This is a genomic window from Streptomyces zingiberis, assembly GCF_012034935.1.
GTDB classification, from domain to species: Bacteria; Actinomycetota; Actinomycetes; order Streptomycetales; family Streptomycetaceae; genus Streptomyces; species Streptomyces zingiberis.
Genome location: NZ_JAATEN010000018.1, coordinates 47053 through 69279, shown reverse-complemented (window position 1 = coordinate 69279; position 22227 = coordinate 47053). Strand labels below are relative to the sequence as shown.

The following is a 22227-nucleotide window of genomic DNA, read 5'->3' as shown; positions in this document are numbered from 1 at the left end:
CGGGGGCGCGCCGGCCCGACGCCCTCAGGCCCCCGGGGCCCGCCGCGCGGGCTCACCGGGCGCCCGGCGGCTCCCGGCGGACGGCGCAGGCGGCCGCGTGGCCGGGAGGGACGGGCACATCGGTGAGGGTCCAGCCCGGGATCGGCGCCGGCACCGGACCCGTCCCGGTGTAGGTGGCCGCGAGGCCGCCGGACAGCCCCGCGCCGGTGCCCTTGAGATGGGCCTCCTTCCGGGTCCAGCAGCGGGCGAAGGCCGCCCGGCGGGCGCCGGCGGGCAGCGCCGCCAGCTCGGCGCGCTCCCCCGGGTGCAGGGCCGCCGACACCTCGCGGACGGTCCGCTCCTCCGGCCACTCCTCCACGTCGGCTCCCACCGGGAGGTCCGCGAAGGCCAGCAGCACGAGGTCCCCGGTGTGGGAGAGGGAGAAGTGCGGCGCGCCGGCGGACACGGCCGGGCGGCCGTGCGGGCCGCCACAGCGGGGGCAGGGCTCCCGGACCAGTTCCACGGCCCGCGGTTCGGTGTCCAGATAGCCGCCGAGGAGCAGACGGAGCGCCAGATGCGCCACCCGGTAGCGGTCACGGTCGGCGGCGCGGACGAAGGCCCCGGCGCGGCCCCGCTCCGCCGCGTCCAGCACGCCGCCGGCCACCGCCGCGGCGTACGGGGCGTGTTCGGCCACCCGGACCAGCCACAGCGCGGGCTCCCCGGCCGCCGGCGGCCGGAGCGCGCCGGCCGGCCCGGAGGGGTCGAACCACCGCACCACCGGACCGTGGTGACCGCCGGTCTCCTCGGCGCCGGTCTCCTCGGCGTCCGGGCCCCGTGTGGCGCCGCTCGCCCCGTCTCCGGCTCTGTCGCCCGCCCCGTCCCTGGCGGGGCCCTCGCCCACCCCGTCCCTGGCGGGGCCCTCGCCCGCTCCGTCACCGGCGGTTCCGTCGGCGGTCCCGCCGCCGGGTCCGGAGCGGCGGGCGCCGGGCGTGGCGCCGGAAGCGTGGAGCGTCATGGGTTCCCCCTCGTCCGGCCGGGCCGGGGACGGCCGGGCGCGTACGGATCAGTTGTGTCCCGGTCCGGGCGCGGACCGGGTGCCCAGCACATCAGGAACGGCCCGGCTCCGGTAACGGCCCGGCCCCTTCGGGCGCGTCGCTCACGCCGGTGGGCCGGGCCGCCCCGACAGGTCCAGCCGTGGCGCGTCCGGCGAGGGGATGCCGAACACCTGGGTGTAGAGCGCGAGTTCCGCCTCCAGCGCACGGATCATGGTGTCGCTCCGCCGGAAGCCGTGGCCCTCCCCCTCGAAGGTGAGGCAGGCGTGCGGGACGCCGCGCCGGGCCACCGCCGCCTGGAAGCGCGCGCACTGCTCCGGCGGGCAGATCACGTCGTCCAGCCCTTGCAGGATGAGGAAGGGCACGGAGACGCGGTCGGCGTGGCGGAGGGGGGAACGGGACCGGTAGCGCTCGGGGTGGTCGGCGAGGGAGCCCACCAGGCCGTCCAGATAGCGTGACTCGAAGTCGTGGGTGCCGCCCGCGGCCCAGCTCTCGAGGTCGAGCACGGGGTAGATCAGCGTGCCGCAGGCGTAGAGACCGCTGCCGGTGAGGGAGACCGCGGCGGTCCAGCCGCCGGCGCTGCCGCCGCGGATGGCGAGCCGGTCACGGTCGGCGGTCCCCTCGGCGGCCAGCGCCTCGGCGACGGCGGCGCAGTCCTCCACGTCGACCACGCCCCACCGGCCGCGCAGCCGTTCCCGGTACTCCCGGCCGTAACCGGTGGAGCCGCCGTAGTTGACCTCGGCGACACCGAGGCCGCGGGAGGTGAAGTAGGCGATGTCCAGGTCGAGCACGAGCGGGGCGTGGGCGGTGGGGCCGCCGTGCGCCCACACCACGTAGGGCGGCAGCTCGTCGCCCGGTGGGGCGTGGTCGGGGTTGAAGGGCGGATGGATGTACGCGTGGATCTCCCGGCCCTCCGGTCCGGTGAAGGTGCGGATCTGCGGCTCGGGGTAGTACGCCGGGTCCACGGGGTCGCGGTGGACGGCGCCGGCCACCCGGGCGTGTCCGGTGGCGGTGTCCAGCTCCACCACCTCGTAGGAGCTGCGCGGGCCGGCGGCGATCCCGATCACGCGGGTGTCGTGCACGGCGAGCGCGGGTTCCCACGCGGACCAGGGGCCGGGGGCGTCGTAGAGGTCCCCGCTCTCCGGGTCGAGCAGCCCGAGGGAGGTGGCGCCCCGCCCGTGCACCACCGCGACGAGGCCGCTGGGCAGCGGGGCGAACCAGCGGCTGCCGATCTTCCATAGAGGCCCGCCGAACTCCTCCTCCCGGGGGCAGAGCGCGGTGACGGTCACCCCGGCGGTCGCCGGACCGGTCACCGGGCCGGTGCCGGCTTCGGCGGGGACGGGAGCGGCCGTGGCGCCGGGGGCGGTGGCGGCACCCGCCCCGTCGCGTCCCCGGGGGCGGACGTCCGGTCCGGTGATGCGGTAGAGGTTCCACCAGCCGCCGCGGTCGGAGACGGCGAGCAGTTCGCCGCCGGGCGCCCACTCGGCCTGCGGGACGGACTCGGAGGGGCCGCCCAGCACGGTGCGTGCCCCCCGGATCGTCCCCTCCGCGGTGACCTCACCGACCAGCAGTTCGGTGCCGTCCCACGGCATGTTCGGGTGGTCCCAGCCGATCCAGGCGGCACGGGAGCCGTCCGGCGACAGCCGGGGCCCGGTGACGAACCGGTGCGCGCCGTCGGTGAGTTCACGGACAGCGGCGCGGTCCCCGGCCGCGGAGCCGTCCAGCGGCACGGCGGCGAGGGCCCGGCGGACGTCCCCGGGGCCGTCACCGGTGTACTCCTCCAGGACGCACCACACCTCGCCCCGCTCCGGCAGCAGCAGGGGGTCCGCCCAGCGCAGCCCGCCGCCGACGGCGGAGACCGGGGTGAGCGGCCGGGGCGGGGGCGCGCCGGGAGCGTCCGGCTCATGGGAGTAGAGCCGCTGGTCGGCGTGGTGGACGAAAACGATCAGCGGGCCCCGGCCGGGGCGGCCGGCGCCGCTCCAGGGCCGGCCGCCGTACTCCATGACACGGCTGCGGACGTTCCACGGTGCCGGGAGCACCGTCTCCTCGCGGCCGTCGGCCCGGCGCCGGACCAGCGTCCGGCGGCCGCCCTCCGCGGGCCGGGGCGCGGTCCACCACACCTCGTCGCCGACCGCCCCCGGATACTCCGGCCGTCCGTCGTGTTCCGCGGCGAGCGCGGCGGTGATCGGTGACCGCCACGCGCCGTAGGGGGCCGTGGCCACCATCCCCAACGCCTCCTGACCTGCTCCGTGTCCGGCGGCCACCGGGCGGGTCGTGCCCGGCGCCGAACCCGTCCGTGTCCGGTCGCCCCCGGCCCGTCTCCGCGTGCCGGGGGCCGTCCCTCCGCTCCGTGGTTCTCCGCCCGCCGTGTTCGCCGTCGTCCCCGTGCCGTTCACCCGCCCCGCGGTACTTCCCGTACCCCTGTCCGGCCGGCGGCGGGCTCGCGGCCGGTCCCCGGGGCCTCCGGTGTTCCTGCCCCGTCCGGCGGCGCGGATTCCGGCGTGTCCCCGCCGGTCACCCGTGGCTCCGCCGCAGGAAGTGGTCCAGGACACGGACGCCGAAGTGCAGCGCCTCGACGGGCACGCGCTCGTCCACGCCGTGGAAGAGCGACCAGTAGTCGAACCCCTCCGGCAGCTTCAGCGGGGAGAAGCCGTATCCCGTGATGCCCAGCCGGGAGAACTGCTTGGCGTCCGTGCCGCCCGTCATGCAGAACGGCACGGCCGTGGCACCGGGGTCGAACATCTCGACGGCCTCACGCATCGCGCGGAACGACGGGGAGTCCACCGGGGCCTGGAGCGGGACCTCCCGGTGGTGGAACTCCCAGTCCACGTCGGGTCCGGTGAGCCGGTCGAGGGTGGTGTGGAACTCCTCCTCCCCGCCGGGCACCATCCGGCCGTCGACCAGGGCGGTGGCGCTGCCCGGGATGACGTTGACCTTGTAACCGGCGTTCAGCACGGTCGGGTTGGAGCTGTTGCGCAGGGTCGCCTCCACCAGGGCGGCGGACCGGCCGAGCCGGGCCAGCAGCGGCGCCGGGTCGAACCCGGGCGCGTCCAGGTCGCGCTCGGGGTCCCCGGCCGGGACGCCGTGGAGATCGGCGAGCGCGGTGAGCGCGGCCCGGACCGTCGGGGTGATCCGCACCGGCCAGCGGTGCTCCCCGATCCGGCTCACGGCCGCCGCCAGCCGGCTGACGGCGTTCTCACCGTTGACCTTGGAGCCGTGGCCGGCGCGGCCGCGCGCGGTGAGCCTGAGCCAGGCCGTGCCCCGCTCCCCCGCGGCGATCGGGTAGATGCGGCGGCCGGAATCCCCGTGGAAGGTGAAGGCGCCGGACTCGCTGACGCCCTCGGTGCACCCCTCGAACAGGTCCGCGTGCCGCTCGGTGAGGAAGCCGGAGCCGAAGGCGGCGCTGTCCTCCTCGTCGGCGGTGAAGGCGAGCACGATGTCCCGGCGGGGACGGATCCCCGCCCGCGCCCAGGAGCGCACCAGGGCGACGATCATCGCGTCCATGTTCTTCATGTCCACGGCACCGCGCCCCCACACCACCCCGTCGCGCACCTCGCCGGAGAAGGGGTGGACCGTCCACTCGGCCGGGTCCGCGGGCACCACGTCCAGATGGCCGTGGAGCAGCAGCGCCGGGGCGGCCGGATCGCTGCCGCGGACCCGGGCGACCACATTGGTGCGGCCCGGCGCCTTCTCCAGCAGCACGGGATCCAGGCCGGCGCCGGCGAGCCGCTCGGCGACGTACTCGGCGGCGGGCCGCTCGGACCCCTCGCCCCCGCCGTGGTTGGTGGTGTCGACGCGGATCAGATCCGAGGTGAAGGCCACCACCTCGGCCAGCGCCTGATCGTCCACTCCGGCCGCCCCGGGCTCCCCCGCCGGGCCTCCGGCCGGGACCGCCGGCCCGGCCCCGCCGGCCGCCCCGCCGTGGCCGCTCGCCCCGCCGTGGCCGCTCGCGCCGCCCGGCCGGGTGGACACCGTGTCAGCCATACCGCTCCTCCGTCGCCGCCGATACAAGGGTGGTGACCGCCTTGAAGCAGCGGATGCCCTCGTACATCGTGTCGCTGGTGTAGACGACCCGCCGCTCCCCGGACTGCTCCACGCCGGGCACCACCGTCGCCGCGCCCGCCAGGTGCTCCGCGTCGAACTCCACCTCGACCGTGAACGGGCCGGCGTCAGGCGCCGGTTCGTGCCGGATGGCCAGGGCCGCGGCCTCCTTCGCGGCCGCTGTGATCTCCGCGGCGGTCCGGGCGGGCGGCCGGCAGAGCGCGGCGTAACGGGACACACAGGTCTTGACGGCGACCGAACGCGCCCCGGGGGCGTAGCCCAGGGCGTCCTCGCAGGTGCGGTCGTCCCCGGTGACCAGGACCACCGGGGTGCCGAACTCCGCCACCACACGGGAGTTGAGCAGGCCCTCGCTCGCCCGGACGCCGTCGAGCCAGACGCCCGTGATCGAGTTGGCGAGGTAGGTGTGCGCGAGGACCCCCTCGGCCCCCGCGCCGGTGTGGTAGCCGACGAAGGCCACGCCGTCCACGTCCCCGTGCTGCACGCCCTCCACCATGCTGAGCGCCTTGTGCCGGCCGGTGAGCAGCACCGCGCGCTCGTCCAGCCGCTCCAGCAGCAGGTTCCGCATGGTCCAGTGCGCCTCGTTGACGACCACCTCGTCGGCGCCGCCGTCGAGGAAGCCGGCGATCGCCGCGTTCACGTCGGAGGTGAACATCTGACGGCAGCGCTGCCACTGCTCGTGGCCCGGCAGCACATCGGCCGGCCAGGTCACACCAGTGGCGCCCTCCATGTCGGCGGAGATGAGGATCTTCATGCGCGCCCGTCCCCTCGCGGGCCGGAACCTTGCCGTCCGGCCGGTGACAGCCGTTTCCGCCGGCACGCGGCGGCAACGAGGATCTTCTGCCGCGTCACGTTACGCGCCGGCGCGGGCCGCGGCCACGGACAGGCACGGGCCCCGGCCCCACTCCACCGATCGGCGCCCCGTCCCGGGACGGGCGCGCCGGCCCGCCATGCCGTCCGGCGGGCCGGCGCGGGGCCGGTGTCAGAGACGGCCGAGTTCCGCCGCGCCGAACGACACGCCGAACCGGGCACACCAGATGCTCACGCTGGAGTAACGGGACAGGTCGGCATCGGCGGGCACGGGGTAGTTCTGGCTTCCCTTGTTGCCCTTCAGCTTGCCGAGGCTGACGTACGCGCCGTCGTCGAAGACGTGCCAGCCGGCCCGCCCCTCCTTGACCGGCGCGTCGGTCAGCCACACCCGCAGGTCCGGTCCGTTGCTCGTGTCGAGGTTCTCCAGCCGGAGGACGTGCGAGCCGTCCTCCAGCCGCACGAGCCGCACCGTGCCCGAGGTCGCGTGCTCATGGCTGATCAGCTCCCCGCCGGCCACCGCCCGGGGCCCCGACGGGGAGGACGGCGGCCCGGACGGCTCCGCCCCGCCGTCCACCGGGCCGGCCGGCCGCTCCTCCCCGTCGGGCCCGGGGGGCACCTGGGCCACGGGCGCGGTCTCCTGCACCGTCCGGTCCTGCCACAGCTTCCACGGCTGGAACCAGTACAGCCCGAAACCGGCCGCGGCGACCGTCACGACCAGCACCCCGATACCCAACGGCCCGAACAGCAGCTTCCGTGCGCGTGCCATGCCCGCCTCTCCTCCTCCGGTCGGCCTGTCACCTCGTCGTCACCCCATTCAACGGGCGGGACGGGACGCCCCGTGGCCGAGGCCGATGACGGAACCCTTACGTCCTCCGGTTCTACGGCGAGGACGCGTGCCCGGCTCATGCCCGGCACGGGACCGGCACGGGACCGGCCGCCGGCACCGGGCGAAGGCGGGAGCGGAGACGGAGGGGCGGGGGCAGAACCGTGCTGGTCGCCGCGTCCGCCCCTTGAGCACCCGGGCGGCACCGGGGCGGCACCGGGATCCGGTGGCCTTACGGATCGCTGACGTCCGTCACGGCCCGTGCCGCCGGCCGGACACCGGTGCGAGACTCCACCGTGTGAAACGCGTACTCGTCGTGGACGACGACCCGACGGTCTCCGAGGTCGTCGCCGGCTATCTGAGCCGGGCGGGCTTCGCCGTCGATGTCGCCGCCGACGGCCCCGCCGCCGTGGCCCGGGCCGCCGAGCGGCCGCCGGACCTGGTGGTGCTGGACCTGATGCTGCCCGGTATGGACGGGCTGGAGGTCTGCCGCCGCCTCCGCGAGGCCGGGCCGCTCCCGGTGGTCATGCTGACCGCGCGGGGCGACGAGGAGGACCGCGTCCTCGGGCTCGAGGTGGGCGCGGACGACTACGTCACCAAGCCGTTCAGCCCGCGCGAGCTGGTGCTGCGGGTGGAGTCGGTGCTGCGCCGCGCCGGGACGGCGGCGGCCGCGCGCACCGCGCCCGCCGGGGCGCCGCTGCGGGCGGGGCAGCTCACCGTGGAGCCCGCCGCCCGGCGCGCGACCCGGCGCGGGGAGGACCTCACCCTGACCCTCCGCGAGTTCGACCTGCTGGAGTTCTTCCTGCGCAACCCGGGGCGGGCCACGAGCCGGGAGGAACTGATGCACACGGTCTGGGGCTGGGAGTTCGGGGACCTGTCGACCGTGACCGTCCACGTGCGGCGGCTGCGCGGAAAGATCGAGGACGATCCGGCCCACCCCCGGCTGATCACCACGGTGTGGGGGGTGGGCTACCGCTTCGACGCCCCCGCCCCGGAAGGAGCCGGCGATGCTCGGTGACACCCTCCTGATCGCGCTGTACGCGGCGGCCGGCGCGGCCGCCGCCGGACTGCTCGGCACCACGGCCCTGCGCCTGGTGCGCCACCGCTCGGTCACCCTGTCGCTGGCCGTGGTGGCCGCCGTCACCGTCGCGGCGATGCTCGCCGGGACGATGCTGGTGGCCTGGGCGATGTTCCTGTCCGACCACGACCTCTGGGTGGTGACGATGGTGTGCTCCATGGCGGCCGTCGTCTCCCTCGCGGTCGCCCTCGTCCTCGGCCGCGGCGTCGTCCGGGAGAGCGAGGCCCTGGCCCGGGCCACCCGCGCCTTCGGCGACGACGGCAGCTTCACCCCGCCCGCCACCGCACCCCTGGCCGAACTCGCCGTGCTCAGCCGGGAGCTGGCCGCCACGAGCGCGAAACTCGCCGCCTCCCGCGAGCGGGAGCAGTCCCTCGAGGCCTCCCGCCGGGAGCTGGTCGCCTGGATCTCCCACGACCTGCGCACCCCCCTCGCCGGGCTCCAGGCGATGGCCGAGGCGCTGGAGGACGGCGTCGTCGCCGACCCGGGCGTCTACCACGCCCGTATCCGCACGGAGGTCGAGCGGATGAGCGGCATGGTCGGCGACCTGTTCGAGCTCTCCCGCATCCAGGCCGGTGTTCTCACCCTGAACACCGCCCGCGTCTCGGTCTACGACCTGGTCGGTGACGCCATCGCGGGTGCCGACGCCCTGGCCAGGGAGCACGGCGTACGGCTCGTGGGCGCCGGGGTCGAGCCCGCGCCGATCGAGGTCGACGGCCGGGAGATGTCCCGCGTGCTGGCGAACCTGCTCGTCAACGCCATCCGCCGGACGCCCGCCGACGGCACGGTCGCCGTGTCCGCGCAGCGGCGGGACGGCAGCGTCGTCGTGTCCGTGACGGACGGCTGCGGGGGCATCCGGCCCGAGGACCTGCCCCGGGTCTTCGACACCGGCTGGCGCGCCACGGACGCCCGCACCCCGCCCGCCGGAGCGGGGCTGGGCCTGGCGATCGTGCGCGGCATCGTGGAGGCCCACCAGGGGCGCGCGGCCGTGCGCAACGTGCCGGGCGGCTGCCGCTTCGAGGTCCACCTCCCCGCGGCGGCCTGAGCGGTCCCCCCACGGACGCGGGGAGACCGCTCCTCGTTCCGGACGGCCGCGGCCCGGCCCTCCGGCGGACGGCCGGACCGGCCCCCGCCCGTGGCCCTACGTCACTTCTCGACCTCCGCGGCGAGCTTCGCCAGCTCGGCGTCGTAGATCCGGCCGAGTCCCTTGGGGGCGAAGGTCCGCTCGAAGAAGCCGCCGACGCCGCCCGCCCCGTTCCAGACGGTGCTGACCTGGACGGCCGACCTGCCCTCGCCCGCCGGGGTCACCGTCCAGGTGGTCACCATCGAGGAGTTGCGGTCCGTCTCGACCAGCCGGCCCGGGCCCGGCTCGGTGACGTCCAGCAGGCAGTCCCGCACCCGCTTGCTCGTCGCCTGAAGCCGCCAGTGCACCAGCGTGCCCGCGCCCCGGCCGCCCTCCCGGACCTCGTACTCGCTGAACTGCTCGGGCAGCAGCCGGGCACGCGTGCCCGCGTAGTCGGCGAGCGCCTCGAACACCGCCTCGGGCCGCGCCGCGATCTCCCGCTCGGTCGTGGCCTCGACCTGCGCCATGTCCGTCCTCCTGTCAGTCGGTCACTCCCACCGGGCACGCGCCCGGCCGGTCCCATCCGGTCGGGGCCAGCCAATCACCGGTGCCCGGAGCACGCGAAATCCGCCGCGGCGGGCGAGCGGCCGGAACCACCGGCGGGACCCGGCGGCGGGCCCGCGCGGCGGTCATGGGCCCCGGGGCGGTCGAGCGACCGCGGCCGCGTGCCGTCCCCCCGGGGCCGCGCGGCACCACTGGCGAGATTCGAATAAGTGTTCTACGTTGGAGGAACGGTACGGACGGAAGGAGCGTGCGCACATGCGCTGGGACGGCCTGAGCCACGACGACTCCTCCGCATCCCCCGCCCTCTTCGGGACCGACGCGGTCACCCGCAGCTTCGACACCCCCGAGTTCCGGGGCATGACCTTCCACGAGATCCGTGCCCGCACGATCCTCAACCGGGTGCCGGGCGCCTCCCGGATGCCGTTCGAGTGGACGCTCAACCCCTACCGGGGCTGCACCCACGCCTGCGTGTACTGCTTCGCCCGCCGCACGCACAGCTATCTGGACCTGGACACCGGCACCGGCTTCGACTCCCAGATCGTCGTGAAGGTCAACGCGCCCGAGCTGCTCCGCCGCGAACTGGCCTCCCCGCGCTGGCGCGGCGAGCACGTCGCGATGGGCACCAACGTCGATTGCTACCAGCGCGCCGAAGGCCGCTACCGGCTCATGCCCGGCATCCTCGGCGCGCTGCGCGACCGGGCGAACCCGTTCTCCATCCTCACCAAGGGCACCCTGATCCTCCGTGACCTCGATCTGCTGCGGCAGGCGGCCGAGGTCACGGACATCGGCATCAGCGTCTCCGTGGGCTTCACCGACCGCGAGCTGTGGCGGACCGTCGAACCGGGCGCGCCCTCCCCCGAGCGCCGCCTGGAGGTCTGCCGCACCCTCACCGCCCACGGCATCCCCTGCTCGGTGCTGATGGCCCCGGTCATCCCCTACCTCAGCGACTCCCCGCGGCAACTGCGGGAGACCGTCCGCGCCGTCGCCGCCGCGGGCGCCGGTTCCGTCACCCCGCTCGTCCTGCACCTGCGGCCCGGCGCGCGCGAATGGTTCCTGGAGTGGCTCGCCCGGCACCACCCGGAGCTGGTGCGGCGCTACGAGGTGCTGTACGCGGGCGGCGCCTACGCCCCGAAGTGGTACCAGCGGCAGATCACCCGGCGCGTCCACGAACTGGCCGGCGAGTACGGCATCGGCCCGTCCCGCCCCGGCCCCTCCCACACCGGCGCCCATCGCGTCCCGCCGCCGGAGCCCACGCCGCCCGAGGCGGCCGGCCCCTCGCAGCTCACCCTCCTCTGACGGCGCCCGCCACCGCTCGCCACCGCTCGCCGGCCCTCCCGCCGATCCGGCCGGGCGGGCGGTGAGACGTCCCGCGTCCGCCCGCGTATCCCAGGGGGACGGGTGGTGGCCTCAGCGACGCAGCATCCCCCAGGAGGTCGAACGTGGACAGCGGTCCCGAGCCCGGGCAGGCACCCCGGCGCCGGCGGGTGGTCGAGCCGACACGGGTGATCAGCGCCCGGCGGAGCACCCGGCTGGAGGATCTGGAACTCTTCCGCCCCGGGCCCGGCGGCCCCTCCGGGCGGGACGCGGAACCCGGCGCCGCACCGCCCACCGCCGCGGCCCCCGTTCCGGAACCGGCCCCGGAGCCGGAGCCGGCCGGCCCCTCTCCGGCCGGGCCGGAGGAGGACCCGCCGACCGAGGAACTCCCCCCGGCCGGCGTCCCGGCGGGGAGCGCGTGGCCGGACGCCGGAGGGTCCGGGACCGCGCGGGACACCACCGGAATGACCGGCTCCGCCGGAGGGACCGCGGGCCCGCGCCCGGAGACGGCCGGACCGCGCGGGGCCGCCGGCGAGGCTCCCGCCACCGGCACCGCCGGCCCCGGCCCGTCCGACGCGACCCGCGTCCTGCCGGACGGCCCGCCCTTCTCCTCCCCGCGCTCCGGGAGACGGTCCCGCCGCGCCCCCGCCGGGCTGCGCGCCGCGGGCTTCGCCGCCGCCGGGGCCGGCGCGGCACTCCTCGCCGTACTGCTGTTCCCCGGCGGGAGCGACGCCGGGACGGACCCGCCCGTGGCTGCCCCGGACACGGCCACCGCCTCCCCCGCCGGGCCGACCGCGCTCCCCGAACCACCCACCGAGGTCGTACCGGAGGGCAGCGAGGTGCTGGAGCCGGGCGACAGCGGCCCGCAGGTCTCCGAACTCCAGGAACGGCTCTCCCGCATCCCCGACGTCTACACCGAGGGCCGGGTCGACGGCCGCTACGACGCCGGGCTCACCGAGGCCGTGGCACGCTTCCAGCTCTGGTACGGCATCCGCGGCGACGAGGAGGGGGTGTACGGCGACGCCACCCGCCGCGACTTGGAGTCCCGCACGTCGACGTGAACCGGCTCAGGGTGGCGGCGCCGACCCCTGGCCCCTGCTCGGGGACGTTCCGCTGCGCCCCGTGCGTCCGGTGCGTCCCGGGCGGCTCACCGGCTGGCCCGCCGGGCCGGTCCGGGTGAGCCGGCCCAGCGCGGCCGACGCGGCGGGAGCGAGCCGGGGGTGCTCCCGGGCGGCGTTGAGCACCGGGATCGCGCGCCGGTCGCCCAGGACGGCCAGCCCCTCCACGCAGGCCAGCGCGATCTGCCGGTAGCCCGTCAGGCCGCCGCGGCGGGAGGTCCCGACCAGCCGCTCCAGCGTGGTGATCAGCGCCGGCACGGACTCGGGCGCCCGCAACGCCGTGAGCAGCCGCACCGGGTGGAGGGCGTAGGCGGTGCGCAGCGGGTTGGTGGCGAGCGCGGCGGCGGCCCGCGCCGTCCGGGGGTCGCGGAGGCGGGCGAGGGCGTGCGCCGCGGTGGCGCAGCGGGCCGGGTCGCGGTGGTTGAGCAGCAGGACGAGCGTCTCGAACGCGCGCCGGTCACCGCGGCAGCCGAGGGCGAAGGCCGCCAGCTCGCGGGCCCACAGCGGCTGCCCGGGGCGGGTGAGGACGGCCGCCAGCTCGTCCAGGACGGCGGAGCCGTCCGGGCCGGCGAGCACCTTGCGGGCGAGCGTGGCGAGCGTGCCGTGGTCGCCGGACTCCCCGGTTCCGGCCGCTTCCAGGGCGGTCCGGTCCAGCAGCGCGCCGAACGCCGACCGGTTCTCGCGCTCCGCCGTACGACCAGCCGTATGACCACCGGACGGCATGCCGTCCCCCTCCCCACCCGTGGGCGCCGTGAACGTTCCGCACCGGTCCGCGCCGCCGGGAAGCGGCCGCCGATACCGGGCGTAACCTCTCTACCCGGCGCGGGGCCCGAGGTCACTTCCGCGCGGCGGCCGGTTCCCCGGAACCGGCCCGCGGGTGGCCCGCCCCGGCCTCTGCCGCCACTTTACGCCGCACCGGCCTCATTCGATGACGATCCGTCAGCTTTTTTCCGGGCGCGGCCCCTTCGCCGGGAAGCGCCGCCGGGCCGCGCCGCCGCGCCGCCCTCCTGGTTGCGCCGCCGTCCCGGCAGCGCCGCCGCCACGCCCGCGCGGGCGGCGCCGCGCCACTGCCCCGGCGCCGCCCGGCCTTGCCCCGCCGGGCGCCGGCGCCGCCCCACCGAGCGCCGTCGCGCGCCGGCGGCCGCCCGCCGCTCCACGGCCCGGCCTCTCCGGCCCGGCCCACCCGGCCCGCCTGGCCCACCTGGCACACCGGCCGGGAATCCGCTCACGTGAGGGCGACTCACATCACATGCGCACGGGGATGGTGCGGGAGCGAACCGCCCCCTACTCTCGGGTACAGGAGTCCGCGCGCCGCCACCGCGGTGGCGCGGCCCCGCCCCCGGCGGCCTGGTGACGCAGCCGCCGGTGGCGCACCGTTCCGGTACGGCTCGCCGTACCGCAGGACGGGCCGGGTCCCGGGACAGGGCCCGCCCGTGTCCCGCCGGGCGCAGGCCCGCGCGGGGCGGCTCACGGCGCCGCGGCGCACCGCACGGCCCACCCGTGCGTGCGGCGGCGCGGCGCGGCCGGTGCGGCCCCGCCGCCCGGCCGCTCAGCAGCCCCGGCAGCCCCCTACCAACCGGCCGCCACACGCCCGTTCGTCTCCGGCGTGTCCGGCCCCGGCACCGTCCCGTCAGTCGTCACTCGCCCCGCCCGTGGTCGGGGATCACCGTCTGGAGTCCCGTGATGGACCGCACGCCCCTTTCCGGATCCGCCGCTCCCGCACCCTCCGGCTCGTCCGCCCCCTCCGCCGCCCCGGCCCCTTCCTCCGCCGCCTCCGCCGCCTCCCCCGTTCCGGCGGCCGGCGCCACGTCCCCGGCCGCACCCTCCAGGTCCGCCGCGCCACCCGCCGCTTCCGCGTCGGCCGCCTCCCCGTCCCCCTCCCCCGCCCCTTCCCTGCTCCCGGTCGTCGCCGTCGTCGGCCTGGGCACGATGGGGAGCGGGATCGCGGAGGTGCTGGCCCGCTCCGGGCGGGAGGTCATCGGCATCGACGTGAGCGGGACCGCCGCGCGGAACGCCGTGACCGCGCTGGAGCGTTCCACCGCGAACGCCGTGGAGCGCGGGCGGCTCGGCGACCGCGACCGCCAGGACGTGCTGGCCCGCTTCCGCACCTTCACGGAGCTGCGGGCCGCCGCCGGGGCCGATCTCGTGATCGAGGCCGTGCCGGAGGACCACGCGCTCAAGCGCGAGGTCCTCACCGCCCTCGACGCCGTCGTCCGCCCGGACACCGTGATCGCCACCGGGACCAACGCGCTCTCCGTGACCCGGCTGGCCGCCGGCTCGGCCCACCCGGAGCGGGTGCTGGGTCTGCACTTCTTCAACCCCGCCCCGGCGATGAGGCTGGTCGAGGTGGTCTCCACCGTGCTGACCGCGCCGGGAGCCACGGCCGCGGTCACCGGCCTCGCCCGCGAGCTGGGCAAGGAGCCGGTGGCGGTCGGCGACCGGCCCGGGTTCGTCGCCGACGGCCTGCTCTTCGGCTACCTCAACCAGGCGGCGGCGATGTACGAGTCGCGCTACGCCACCCGCGAGGACATCGACGCCGCCATGCGGCTCGGCTGCGGCCTGCCGATGGGGCCGCTCGCGCTGCTGGACCTCATCGGCATCGACACCGCGCGGACCGTCCTGGAGGCCATGTACGCCGCGTCCGGCGACCGGCTGCACGCCCCGGCCCCCGTCCTGGGGCAGCTCGGCGCGGCGGGGCTGACCGGACGCAAGGCGGGCCGCGGCTTCTACACCTACGAGGCCCCGGGCAGCGCGGCGGTCGTCCCCGACGCCCTGACCCCGGCCGGGGAGGCGGCGGCCGCGGCGGGAAGGCCGGTGCGCTCCGTCGGCGTGGCCGGGTCCGGCACCATGGCGTCCGGCATCGCCGAGGTGTTCGCCAGGGCCGGTTACGGCGTGGTGCTCGCCGCCCGCACCCCGGAGAAGGCCGGGAAGGCCCGGGCGCGGATCGCGAAATCCCTCGGCCGCTCCGTGGACAAGGGCCGGATGACGGCGGGGGCCCGGGAGGAGACGCTGTCCCGCATCACCCCGGCCGGCTCGCTCGACGCCTTCGGTGACGTGGACCTGGCCGTGGAGGCCGTCGCCGAGGACCTGGCGGTCAAGCGGCAGCTCTTCGCCGCGCTGGACCGGGTCTGCAAGCCGGGCGCGGTGCTCGCCACGACCACCTCCAGCCTGCCCGTGGTGGCCTGCGCCCGGGCGACCGGCCGGCCCCAGGACGTCGTGGGAATGCACTTCTTCAACCCCGCGCCGGCGATGAAACTGGTCGAGGTGGTCCGTACGGTGCTCACCGCGGACGACGCCCACGCCACCGTCCACGAGGTGTGCGCCGAGATCCGCAAACACCCGGTGGACTGCGGCGACCGGGCCGGTTTCATCGTCAACGCCCTGCTCTTCCCGTATCTCAACAACGCGGTGCGGATGGTGCAGGAGCACTACGCCACCCCGGACGACATCGACACCGCGATGCGACTCGGCGGCGGCTACCCGATGGGCCCGTTCCAGCTTCTCGACGTCGTCGGGCTGGACGTCTCGCTGGCCATCCAGCGGGCGCTGCACGAGGAGTTCCGCGAGCCGGGGCTGGCACCCGCGCCGCTGCTGGAGCACCTGGTCGCCGCGGGCTGCCTGGGCCGCAAATCGGGCCGCGGCTTCCACGAGTATGCGCGGGCGTGACCGGTCACCGGGGTGGGGCGGGCCGCTGCCGGCGAGCGGCCGCCCGTCCCCACGCGGCCCCGGGGAGCCGTGTTACGTTCCCCACATGTCCCACCCCGTGAAGTCCGCCCGCACACCGCGCACGGCCGTGAAGGGGCCGCAGTCTCCCCCGCGGCCGGACGCCCCGGGCAGCAGGCGCGCCGCCGCGCAACGGCTCACCATGCGCCGGAAGCTGGCCGCCGCGGCGATGGAACTCTTCGCCACCAAGGGCTACGAGGCGACGACCGTGGACGAGATCGCCGCCGCCGCCGGTGTCGCCCGCCGGACGTTCTTCCGCCACTTCCGCTCCAAGGAAGAGGCCATCTTCCCGGACCACGACGACACGCTCGTCCGGGCCGAGGCGGTGCTGGAGGCGGCGCCGCCGGAGGAGCACCCGCTGGACACCGTCTGCCGGGGCATCAAGGAGGTCATGCGGATGTACGCGGCCTCCCCCGCGGTCTCCGTGGAGCGGTACCGGCTGACACGCGAGGTGCCCACCCTGCGGGAACGGGAGATCGCCTCGGTCGCCCGGTACGAACGGCTGTTCACCCGCTATCTCCTCGGCCACTTCGACGAGCGGGCGCACCGGGACGGCGACGACGACCCGCTGCTGGCGGAGGTCGCCGCCTCGGCCGTGGTGACGGCCCACAACCACGTGCTGCGGCGCTGGCTGCGGGGCGGCGGCGAGGGGGACGTGGAGGCCCAGCTCGACCGCGCGTTCGCCATCGTCCGGGAGACGTTCGGCGGCGGCATCGCCGCGGCCACCCGGCCCCCGGTGAAGCGGGGCCGGGCGGGCGGCGGCCCGGATTCCGGGACCGGGACGCGTTCCGGGACGCATCCGGGGACGGACGCCGCGCCGGAGTGGACGGCCGGGACGGAGGGCCGGGAACCGGCCGGGGCGGACGGCACGGCACCGGTGGCGCGGGCGTCGGTGCGCGACGAGGTTCTGGTCACCGTCGCACGGACCGACGCCCCGCTCAGCGAGGTGATGCGGACCATCGAGGAGGCCCTCGGCAAGAGGTGACCCCGGGACCGCCCCGCCGGGGCCGGGCTCCGGCCCGGCCCACCCGCACACCGCGGGGCTGAGCCGGCGCGCCACCCGGAAGCGCCAGCCCCGGGCCGGCGTCCGCCCGGAGCTGTGGGCCCGGCGGGCGCGCCACCGCCAAGCGCCGGTCCCACACCAGGCCGGCGACGACGGGCACCGCCGCGGCGGGCCCCGGCGCCGGCCGCGGCGCACCTGGGCCGCTGCTTCCCGCCCGTCGTTCGGCCGGTGTGCCCGGCCGGGCCGGTGAGGAGCCGCGAGCCGGGCGGTGTGCCATGAGGCCCTGACTTCGCCCGCCGGGCGCCTGCCCGGCCTCCGGGGTGTCGCCCGGGCCTCCCGGCGCCCGGCCCGAACCGCCCACGGCCGGCCGCCCGCGCCCACGGACCCCACCCCGGCCCCTCTCCCGCACCCCCAGCCCCACCGCGCCTCCGCCGTGCGCCGTCCCGCACGGCCACCCCGCGCCACCCCGCGCCACCCCGCGCCACCCGGCACCGTGCCCGGGCCACCGGCTCCGCGCCCCGACGGCCCTACCGGCCCCAGCGGCCGGAATGCGGCTCGCCGGCACTCTCCTCGTCCCCCTAGTGGTCACCACCCGGGGTCCACACCACCCGGCGTCCACACCCGGGGCATGGGACGCGCTCGTATGTGCACCCCTCTCGACGAACGAGAGGAATTTCTGGCACGCAGTGTCTTGATTGCTGGCACGGCGTGCCATTACCGTGAGGGGTGTCCAGGGCGCTGTCCCCGCGGCCCGCCGTGCGCCCTGACACCGCGTCACAACCGCGTCACAGCCGTTTCGGAGCCGTCCGGCACGCAGAGCGCCCACCGGCGCCGCGCCGCGGCACCGCGCACCCCCGTGTGACCGCACGGCGCGCGGCACCGCACCCGTGCCGGACCGGCCGCACCCGCGCCCCACCGACCCGGCGGATCGCACCGCTCCGCCCTCCGCACCGCGCCGATCGCACCGATCGCACCGATCGCACCGATCGCACCGACGAGTTCAGCCCCCACGAGACCCCACAAGACCCCACAAGACCCCAGCGTTCCCTCAAGCGTTCTCCCAGCGCTCCGCCGGAGGCCACCGTGCAACAGATCCTGGACGCCGTCCTCGCCGACGGCACCACGTCCGCCGACTTCGCCGCCCTGCCGCTGCCCGAGTCCTACCGGGCGGTGACCGTCCACCGCGACGAGCAGGACATGTTCGACGGCGTCGACAGCCGCGACAAGGACCCCCGTAAGTCCCTCCACGTGGAGCAGGTCCCGCTGCCCGAACTCGGGCCCGGTGAGGCCCTGGTGGCCGTGATGGCCAGCTCCGTCAACTACAACTCGGTCTGGACCTCGATCTTCGAGCCGGTCTCCACCTTCGGTTTCCTGGAGCGCTACGGCCGGCTCTCCCCCCTCGCCGCGCGGCACGACCTGCCGTACCACGTCATCGGCTCCGACCTGGCGGGGGTCGTGCTGCGCACCGGGCCCGGTGTCAACGCCTGGCGGCCGGGCGACGAGGTCGTCGCGCACTGCCTCTCCGTCGAACTGGAGTCCGCGGACGGCCACGACGACACCATGCTCGACCCGGAACAGCGCATCTGGGGCTTCGAGACCAACTTCGGCGGGCTCGCCGAGATCGCCCTGGTCAAGTCCAACCAGCTGATGCCCAAGCCCGCCCATCTGAGCTGGGAGGAGGCGGCGGCCCCCGGGCTGGTGAACTCCACCGCCTACCGGCAGCTCGTCTCCCGCAACGGCGCCGGCATGAAGCAGGGGGACAACGTCCTCATCTGGGGCGCCAGCGGCGGACTCGGCTCCTACGCCACGCAGTTCGCGCTGGCCGGCGGGGCCACCCCGATCTGCGTGGTCTCCAGCGACGCCAAGGCGGGCATCTGCCGCGCCATGGGCGCCGAGGCGATCATCGACCGTACCGCCGAGGACTACCGCTTCTGGAAGGACGAGAACACCCAGGACCCCCGGGAGTGGAAGCGGTTCGGCAAACGCATCCGGGAGTTCACCGGCGGTGAGGACGTGGACATCGTCTTCGAGCACCCCGGCCGGGAGACCTTCGGCGCCTCCGTCTTCGTCACCCGCAAGGGCGGCACCATCGTCACCTGCGCCTCCACCTCCGGGTACCGCCACGAGTACGACAACCGCTATCTGTGGATGTCGCTGAAGAAGATCGTCGGCTCCCACTTCGCCAACTACCGCGAGGCCTGGGAGGCCAACCGCCTGATCGCCAAAGGGAGGATCCACCCCACGCTCTCCCGCACCTACGCGCTCCAGGACACCGGGCAGGCCGCCTACGACGTGCACCGCAACCTCCACCAGGGCAAGGTGGGCGTGCTCGCCCTCGCCCCCGGGGAGGGCCTGGGCGTGCGCGACCACGAACTGCGGGCCCGGCACGCGGACGCCATCAACCGCTTCCGGAACGTCTGAGGGGGCGGCCACCGCATGACCGAGCGTCACAAGGACCGTCCGTGGCTGATGCGGACCTACGGCGGGCACTCCACGGCGGAGGCCTCCAACGAGCTCTACCGGCGCAACCTCGCCAAGGGGCAGACCGGGCTGTCCGTCGCCTTCGACCTGCCGACACAGACCGGCTACGACCCGGACCACGTCCTCGCCCGCGGCGAGGCCGGCCGCGTCGGCGTCCCCGTCTCCCACCTCGGCGACATGCGCCGGCTGTTCCAGGACATCCCGCTGGAGCGGATGAACACCTCCATGACCATCAACGCCACGGCCATGTGGCTGCTGGCGCTGTACCAGGTGGTCGCGGAGGAGCAGGGCGCGGAGATCACCACGCTCTCCGGCACCACGCAGAACGACATCGTCAAGGAGTACCTCTCCCGGGGGACGCACGTCTTCCCACCGGGGCCCAGCCTGCGGCTGACCACCGATCTCATCACGTACACGGTGGCGAACGTCCCGCGCTGGAACCCCATCAACATCTGCAGCTACCACCTCCAGGAGGCCGGGGCCACACCCGTGCAGGAGATCGCGTACGCGATGTCCACGGCGATCGCCGTGCTGGACGCCGTGCGCGACTCCGGCCAGGTGCCTCCCGAGCGGTTCGGGGACGTCGTCGCCCGGATCTCCTTCTTCGTCAACGCGGGCGTCCGCTTCGTCGAGGAGATGTGCAAGATGCGCGCCTTCGGCCGCGTCTGGGACCGGATCACCCGTGAGCGCTACGGGGTGGAGGACGCCCGGCAGCGCCGGTTCCGCTACGGCGTCCAGGTCAACTCCCTCGGCCTGACGGAGAGCCAGCCGGAGAACAACGTCCAGCGGATCGTGCTGGAGATGCTGGCCGTCACCCTCTCCAAGGACGCCCGTGCCCGCGCCGTGCAGCTCCCCGCCTGGAACGAGGCGCTCGGCCTGCCCCGCCCCTGGGACCAGCAGTGGTCGCTCCGCGTCCAGCAGGTGCTGGCCCACGAGTCGGACCTGCTGGAGTACGAGGACCTCTTCGCCGGCTCACACGTCGTCGAGGAGGTCACGGACTCCCTCGTCCGGGAGAGCTGGGCCGAGATCGAGCGGATCCAGGAGATGGGCGGCGCCATGGCCGCCGTGGAGTCCGGCTACCTCAAGTCCGAGCTGGTCGCCTCGCACGCCCGGCGGCGGGCCCGGATCGAGTCCGGCGAGGAGCGGATCGTCGGCGTCAACTGCCACACGGAGACGGAGCCCAGCCCGCTCACCGCGGACCTGGACACCGCCGTGCTGACCGTCGACCCCGGGAACGAGGCCCGGGTCACCGAGGCGCTGCACCACTGGCGGGACGCGCGCGACGAGCCCCGCGCCCAGGAGGCGGTCGCCGCGCTCAAGGCGGCCGCCGCGGGCGAGGAGAACCTCATGCCCGCCACCCTGGAGTGCGCCCGCGCGGGCGTCACCACCGGCGAGTGGGCCTGGGCGCTGCGGGACGTCTTCGGCGAGTTCCGCGCGCCCACCGGGGTCTCCGGCGCGCCCGTGGCCGTCGCCGCCGGCGAGGGCGGCCCGCTGGCGGCCGTCCGGGCGAAGGCCGCCCGCACCGCGGAGGAGCTGGGCAGCGGCCGGCTGCGGCTGCTGGTGGGCAAGCCCGGCCTGGACGGGCACAGCAACGGCGCGGAGCAGATCGCCGTACGGGCCCGGGACGCCGGCTTCGAGGTCGTCTACCAGGGCATCCGGCTGACCCCCGGGCAGATCGCCGCCGCGGCCGTGGCCGAGGATGTGCACTGCGTCGGGCTGTCGATCCTGTCGGGCTCGCACGCCGAGCTCGTCCCGGACGTCCTGGACCGTCTGCGCCGGGCCGGCGCCGCGGACCTGCCGGTGGTCGTCGGCGGGATCATCCCCGGCGCCGACGCGCGGGCGCTCCGCGCGGCGGGCGTGGCCGCGGTCTTCACCCCGAAGGACTTCGGGATCACGGAGATCATCGGCCGTATCGTCGACGAGATCCGCGCCGCCCACCGCCTCGCCCCGCTCACCGATCCCCCGGCCGGCCCCGGCGACCGGCCCGAGGGCCGGCCCCACCCGCCCGAGCAGCGCCGCCAGTCGGACCAACCGCACCAGCCGCATCAGCCGCACAGCCAGGAGGCCACCGCATGACCACCGCCGCCCCCGTCCCCTCCGCCTCGTCCGCCTCGTCCGCCTCTTCCTCGTCGTCCCCGGCGTCCCCGTCGTCCCCGTCCCCCTCCGCCCCCGCCCCGTCGCCCGGCACCGGCGCGGGCGCCGGCGCCCACCGGCTCCGTCCGCGCCGCTCCTGCCTGGCCGTGCCCGGCAGCAACCCGCGCTTCCTGGAGAAGGCCCAGGGCCTCCCCGCCGACCAGGTCTTCCTGGACCTGGAGGACGCGTGCGCCCCGCTGGCCAAGGAGGGCGCCCGGCACACGATCGTCGACGCCCTCAACCAGGGCGACTGGAGCGGCAAGACCCGGGTGGTGCGGGTCAACGACTGGACCACCCACTGGACGTACCGGGACGTGGTCACCGTCGTCGAGGGCGCGGGCGCCAACCTCGACTGCGTCATGCTGCCCAAGGTGCAGAGCGCCGAGCAGGTGGTCGCCCTCGACCTGCTGCTGACGCAGATCGAGAAGACCATGGGGTTCGAGGTGGGCCGCATCGGCATCGAGGCCCAGATCGAGAACGCGGCCGGCCTGGTCGCCGTGGACGCGATCGCCGCCGCCTCGCCGCGTCTGGAGACGATCGTCTTCGGCCCGGCGGACTTCATGGCCTCCATCAACATGAAGTCCCTCGTCGTCGGCCGGCAGCCGCCCGGCTACCCGGCCGACGCCTACCACTACATCCTCATGCGCATCCTCATGGCCGCCCGCACCCACGACGTGCAGGCCATCGACGGGCCCTTCCTCCAGATCCGGGACGTGGACGCGTTCCGCGAGGTGGCGGGGCGCTCCGCGGCGCTCGGCTTCGACGGCAAGTGGGTGCTCCACCCCGGCCAGATCGAGGCGGCGAACGAGATCTACTCCCCCGCCCAGGAGGACTACGACCACGCGGAGATGATCCTCGACGCCTACGCGTGGTGCACCTCCGAGGCCGGCGGCGCGAAGGGCTCGGCCATGCTCGGCGACGAGATGATCGACGAGGCCAGCCGGAAGATGGCGCTGGTCGTCGCGGGCAAGGGCCGCGCCGCCGGGATGACCCGGACCACCTCCTTCACCCCGCCGGAGGCCTGATCGCC

Annotated in this window: 17 protein-coding genes; 9 read left to right on the top strand and 8 right to left on the bottom strand. The window is 75.9% G+C overall.

What is annotated here, in order from left to right:
* Positions 1-52: 52 nt before the first annotated feature.
* From HCK00_RS28220 to HCK00_RS20455, 5 genes are all read right to left on the bottom strand, one after another.
* Positions 53-994 carry a 4'-phosphopantetheinyl transferase family protein gene (locus tag HCK00_RS28220; protein WP_168103478.1) on the bottom strand — a complete coding sequence of 314 codons (942 nt, stop codon included), beginning with the start codon at positions 992-994 and terminating at the stop codon, positions 53-55.
* A gap of 141 nt (positions 995-1135) precedes the next feature.
* Positions 1136-3256: a S9 family peptidase gene (locus tag HCK00_RS20470; RefSeq protein ID WP_168103477.1), complete on the bottom strand. Its 2121-nt coding sequence runs from the start codon at positions 3254-3256 to the stop codon at positions 1136-1138.
* Positions 3257-3545: 289 nt separating this feature from the next.
* Positions 3546-5015, bottom strand: a complete 1470-nt coding sequence (locus HCK00_RS20465; protein WP_168103476.1) for a M20/M25/M40 family metallo-hydrolase — start codon at positions 5013-5015, stop codon at positions 3546-3548.
* A complete protein-coding gene (locus HCK00_RS20460; RefSeq protein ID WP_168103475.1) occupies positions 5008-5844 on the bottom strand; it encodes a M55 family metallopeptidase in 837 nt (278 codons plus the stop codon). Before HCK00_RS20460 ends, HCK00_RS20465 begins: the two co-directional genes overlap by 8 nt.
* A 228-nt stretch (positions 5845-6072) precedes the next feature.
* The gene (locus tag HCK00_RS20455; protein ID WP_168103474.1) at positions 6073-6666 is read right to left on the bottom strand and encodes a DM13 domain-containing protein; all 594 of its coding nucleotides are present in this window, start codon (positions 6664-6666) and stop codon (positions 6073-6075) included.
* Between the two features lie 355 nt (positions 6667-7021).
* Here HCK00_RS20455 and HCK00_RS20450 point away from each other — a divergent pair, with 355 nt between their 5' ends.
* Complete coding sequence (locus HCK00_RS20450) at positions 7022-7741, top strand: response regulator transcription factor (protein ID WP_168103473.1); 720 nt, start codon at positions 7022-7024, stop codon at positions 7739-7741.
* Positions 7731-8843 carry a sensor histidine kinase gene (locus HCK00_RS20445; RefSeq protein WP_168103472.1) on the top strand — a complete coding sequence of 371 codons (1113 nt, stop codon included), beginning with the start codon at positions 7731-7733 and terminating at the stop codon, positions 8841-8843. The genes HCK00_RS20450 and HCK00_RS20445 overlap by 11 nt, the downstream gene beginning before the upstream one ends.
* Positions 8844-8944: 101 nt before the next feature.
* Here HCK00_RS20445 and HCK00_RS20440 read toward each other — a convergent pair whose 3' ends face one another.
* Positions 8945-9388 (bottom strand): SRPBCC family protein, encoded by a 444-nt coding sequence (locus HCK00_RS20440; RefSeq protein WP_168103471.1) that lies wholly within the window; start codon positions 9386-9388, stop codon positions 8945-8947.
* Positions 9389-9680: 292 nt separating this feature from the next.
* On the opposite strand from HCK00_RS20440, the gene HCK00_RS20435 reads away from it, so the two are divergent.
* Together HCK00_RS20435 and HCK00_RS28525 are read left to right on the top strand one after the other, a co-directional pair.
* Complete coding sequence (locus tag HCK00_RS20435) at positions 9681-10721, top strand: Rv2578c family radical SAM protein (RefSeq protein ID WP_168103470.1); 1041 nt, start codon at positions 9681-9683, stop codon at positions 10719-10721.
* A 143-nt stretch (positions 10722-10864) separates the two neighbouring features.
* Complete coding sequence (locus HCK00_RS28525) at positions 10865-11800, top strand: peptidoglycan-binding protein (protein ID WP_311765409.1); 936 nt, start codon at positions 10865-10867, stop codon at positions 11798-11800.
* A 6-nt stretch (positions 11801-11806) separates the two neighbouring features.
* On the opposite strand, the gene HCK00_RS27820 is transcribed toward HCK00_RS28525, so the two are convergent.
* Both HCK00_RS27820 and HCK00_RS27815 read right to left on the bottom strand, forming a co-directional pair.
* Positions 11807-12580: a HEAT repeat domain-containing protein gene (locus HCK00_RS27820; RefSeq protein WP_240965820.1), complete on the bottom strand. Its 774-nt coding sequence runs from the start codon at positions 12578-12580 to the stop codon at positions 11807-11809.
* 914 nt (positions 12581-13494) lie between these two features.
* Positions 13495-13785, bottom strand: a complete 291-nt coding sequence (locus HCK00_RS27815; RefSeq protein WP_240965818.1) for a hypothetical protein — start codon at positions 13783-13785, stop codon at positions 13495-13497.
* 1 nt (position 13786) lies between these two features.
* Between HCK00_RS27815 and HCK00_RS20420 the strand changes: the two genes are divergently transcribed.
* The 5 genes from HCK00_RS20420 to HCK00_RS20400 all read left to right on the top strand — a co-directional run bounded on the left by HCK00_RS20420 (position 13787) and on the right by HCK00_RS20400 (position 22222).
* Positions 13787-15523, top strand: a complete 1737-nt coding sequence (locus HCK00_RS20420) for a 3-hydroxyacyl-CoA dehydrogenase family protein (RefSeq protein WP_240965816.1) — start codon at positions 13787-13789, stop codon at positions 15521-15523.
* Positions 15524-15608: 85 nt separating this feature from the next.
* A complete protein-coding gene (locus HCK00_RS20415) occupies positions 15609-16565 on the top strand; it encodes a TetR family transcriptional regulator (RefSeq protein WP_168103468.1) in 957 nt (318 codons plus the stop codon).
* Between the two features lie 1101 nt (positions 16566-17666).
* On the top strand, positions 17667-19004 hold the full coding sequence (gene ccrA / locus HCK00_RS20410; protein ID WP_168103467.1) for a crotonyl-CoA carboxylase/reductase: 1338 nt from the start codon (positions 17667-17669) through the stop codon (positions 19002-19004).
* Between the two features lie 15 nt (positions 19005-19019).
* Positions 19020-21140 (top strand): ethylmalonyl-CoA mutase, encoded by a 2121-nt coding sequence (locus tag HCK00_RS20405; protein ID WP_168103466.1) that lies wholly within the window; start codon positions 19020-19022, stop codon positions 21138-21140.
* Positions 21137-22222 carry an HpcH/HpaI aldolase/citrate lyase family protein gene (locus tag HCK00_RS20400; RefSeq protein ID WP_240965814.1) on the top strand — a complete coding sequence of 362 codons (1086 nt, stop codon included), beginning with the start codon at positions 21137-21139 and terminating at the stop codon, positions 22220-22222. The genes HCK00_RS20405 and HCK00_RS20400 overlap by 4 nt, the downstream gene beginning before the upstream one ends.
* Positions 22223-22227 lie beyond the last annotated feature (5 nt).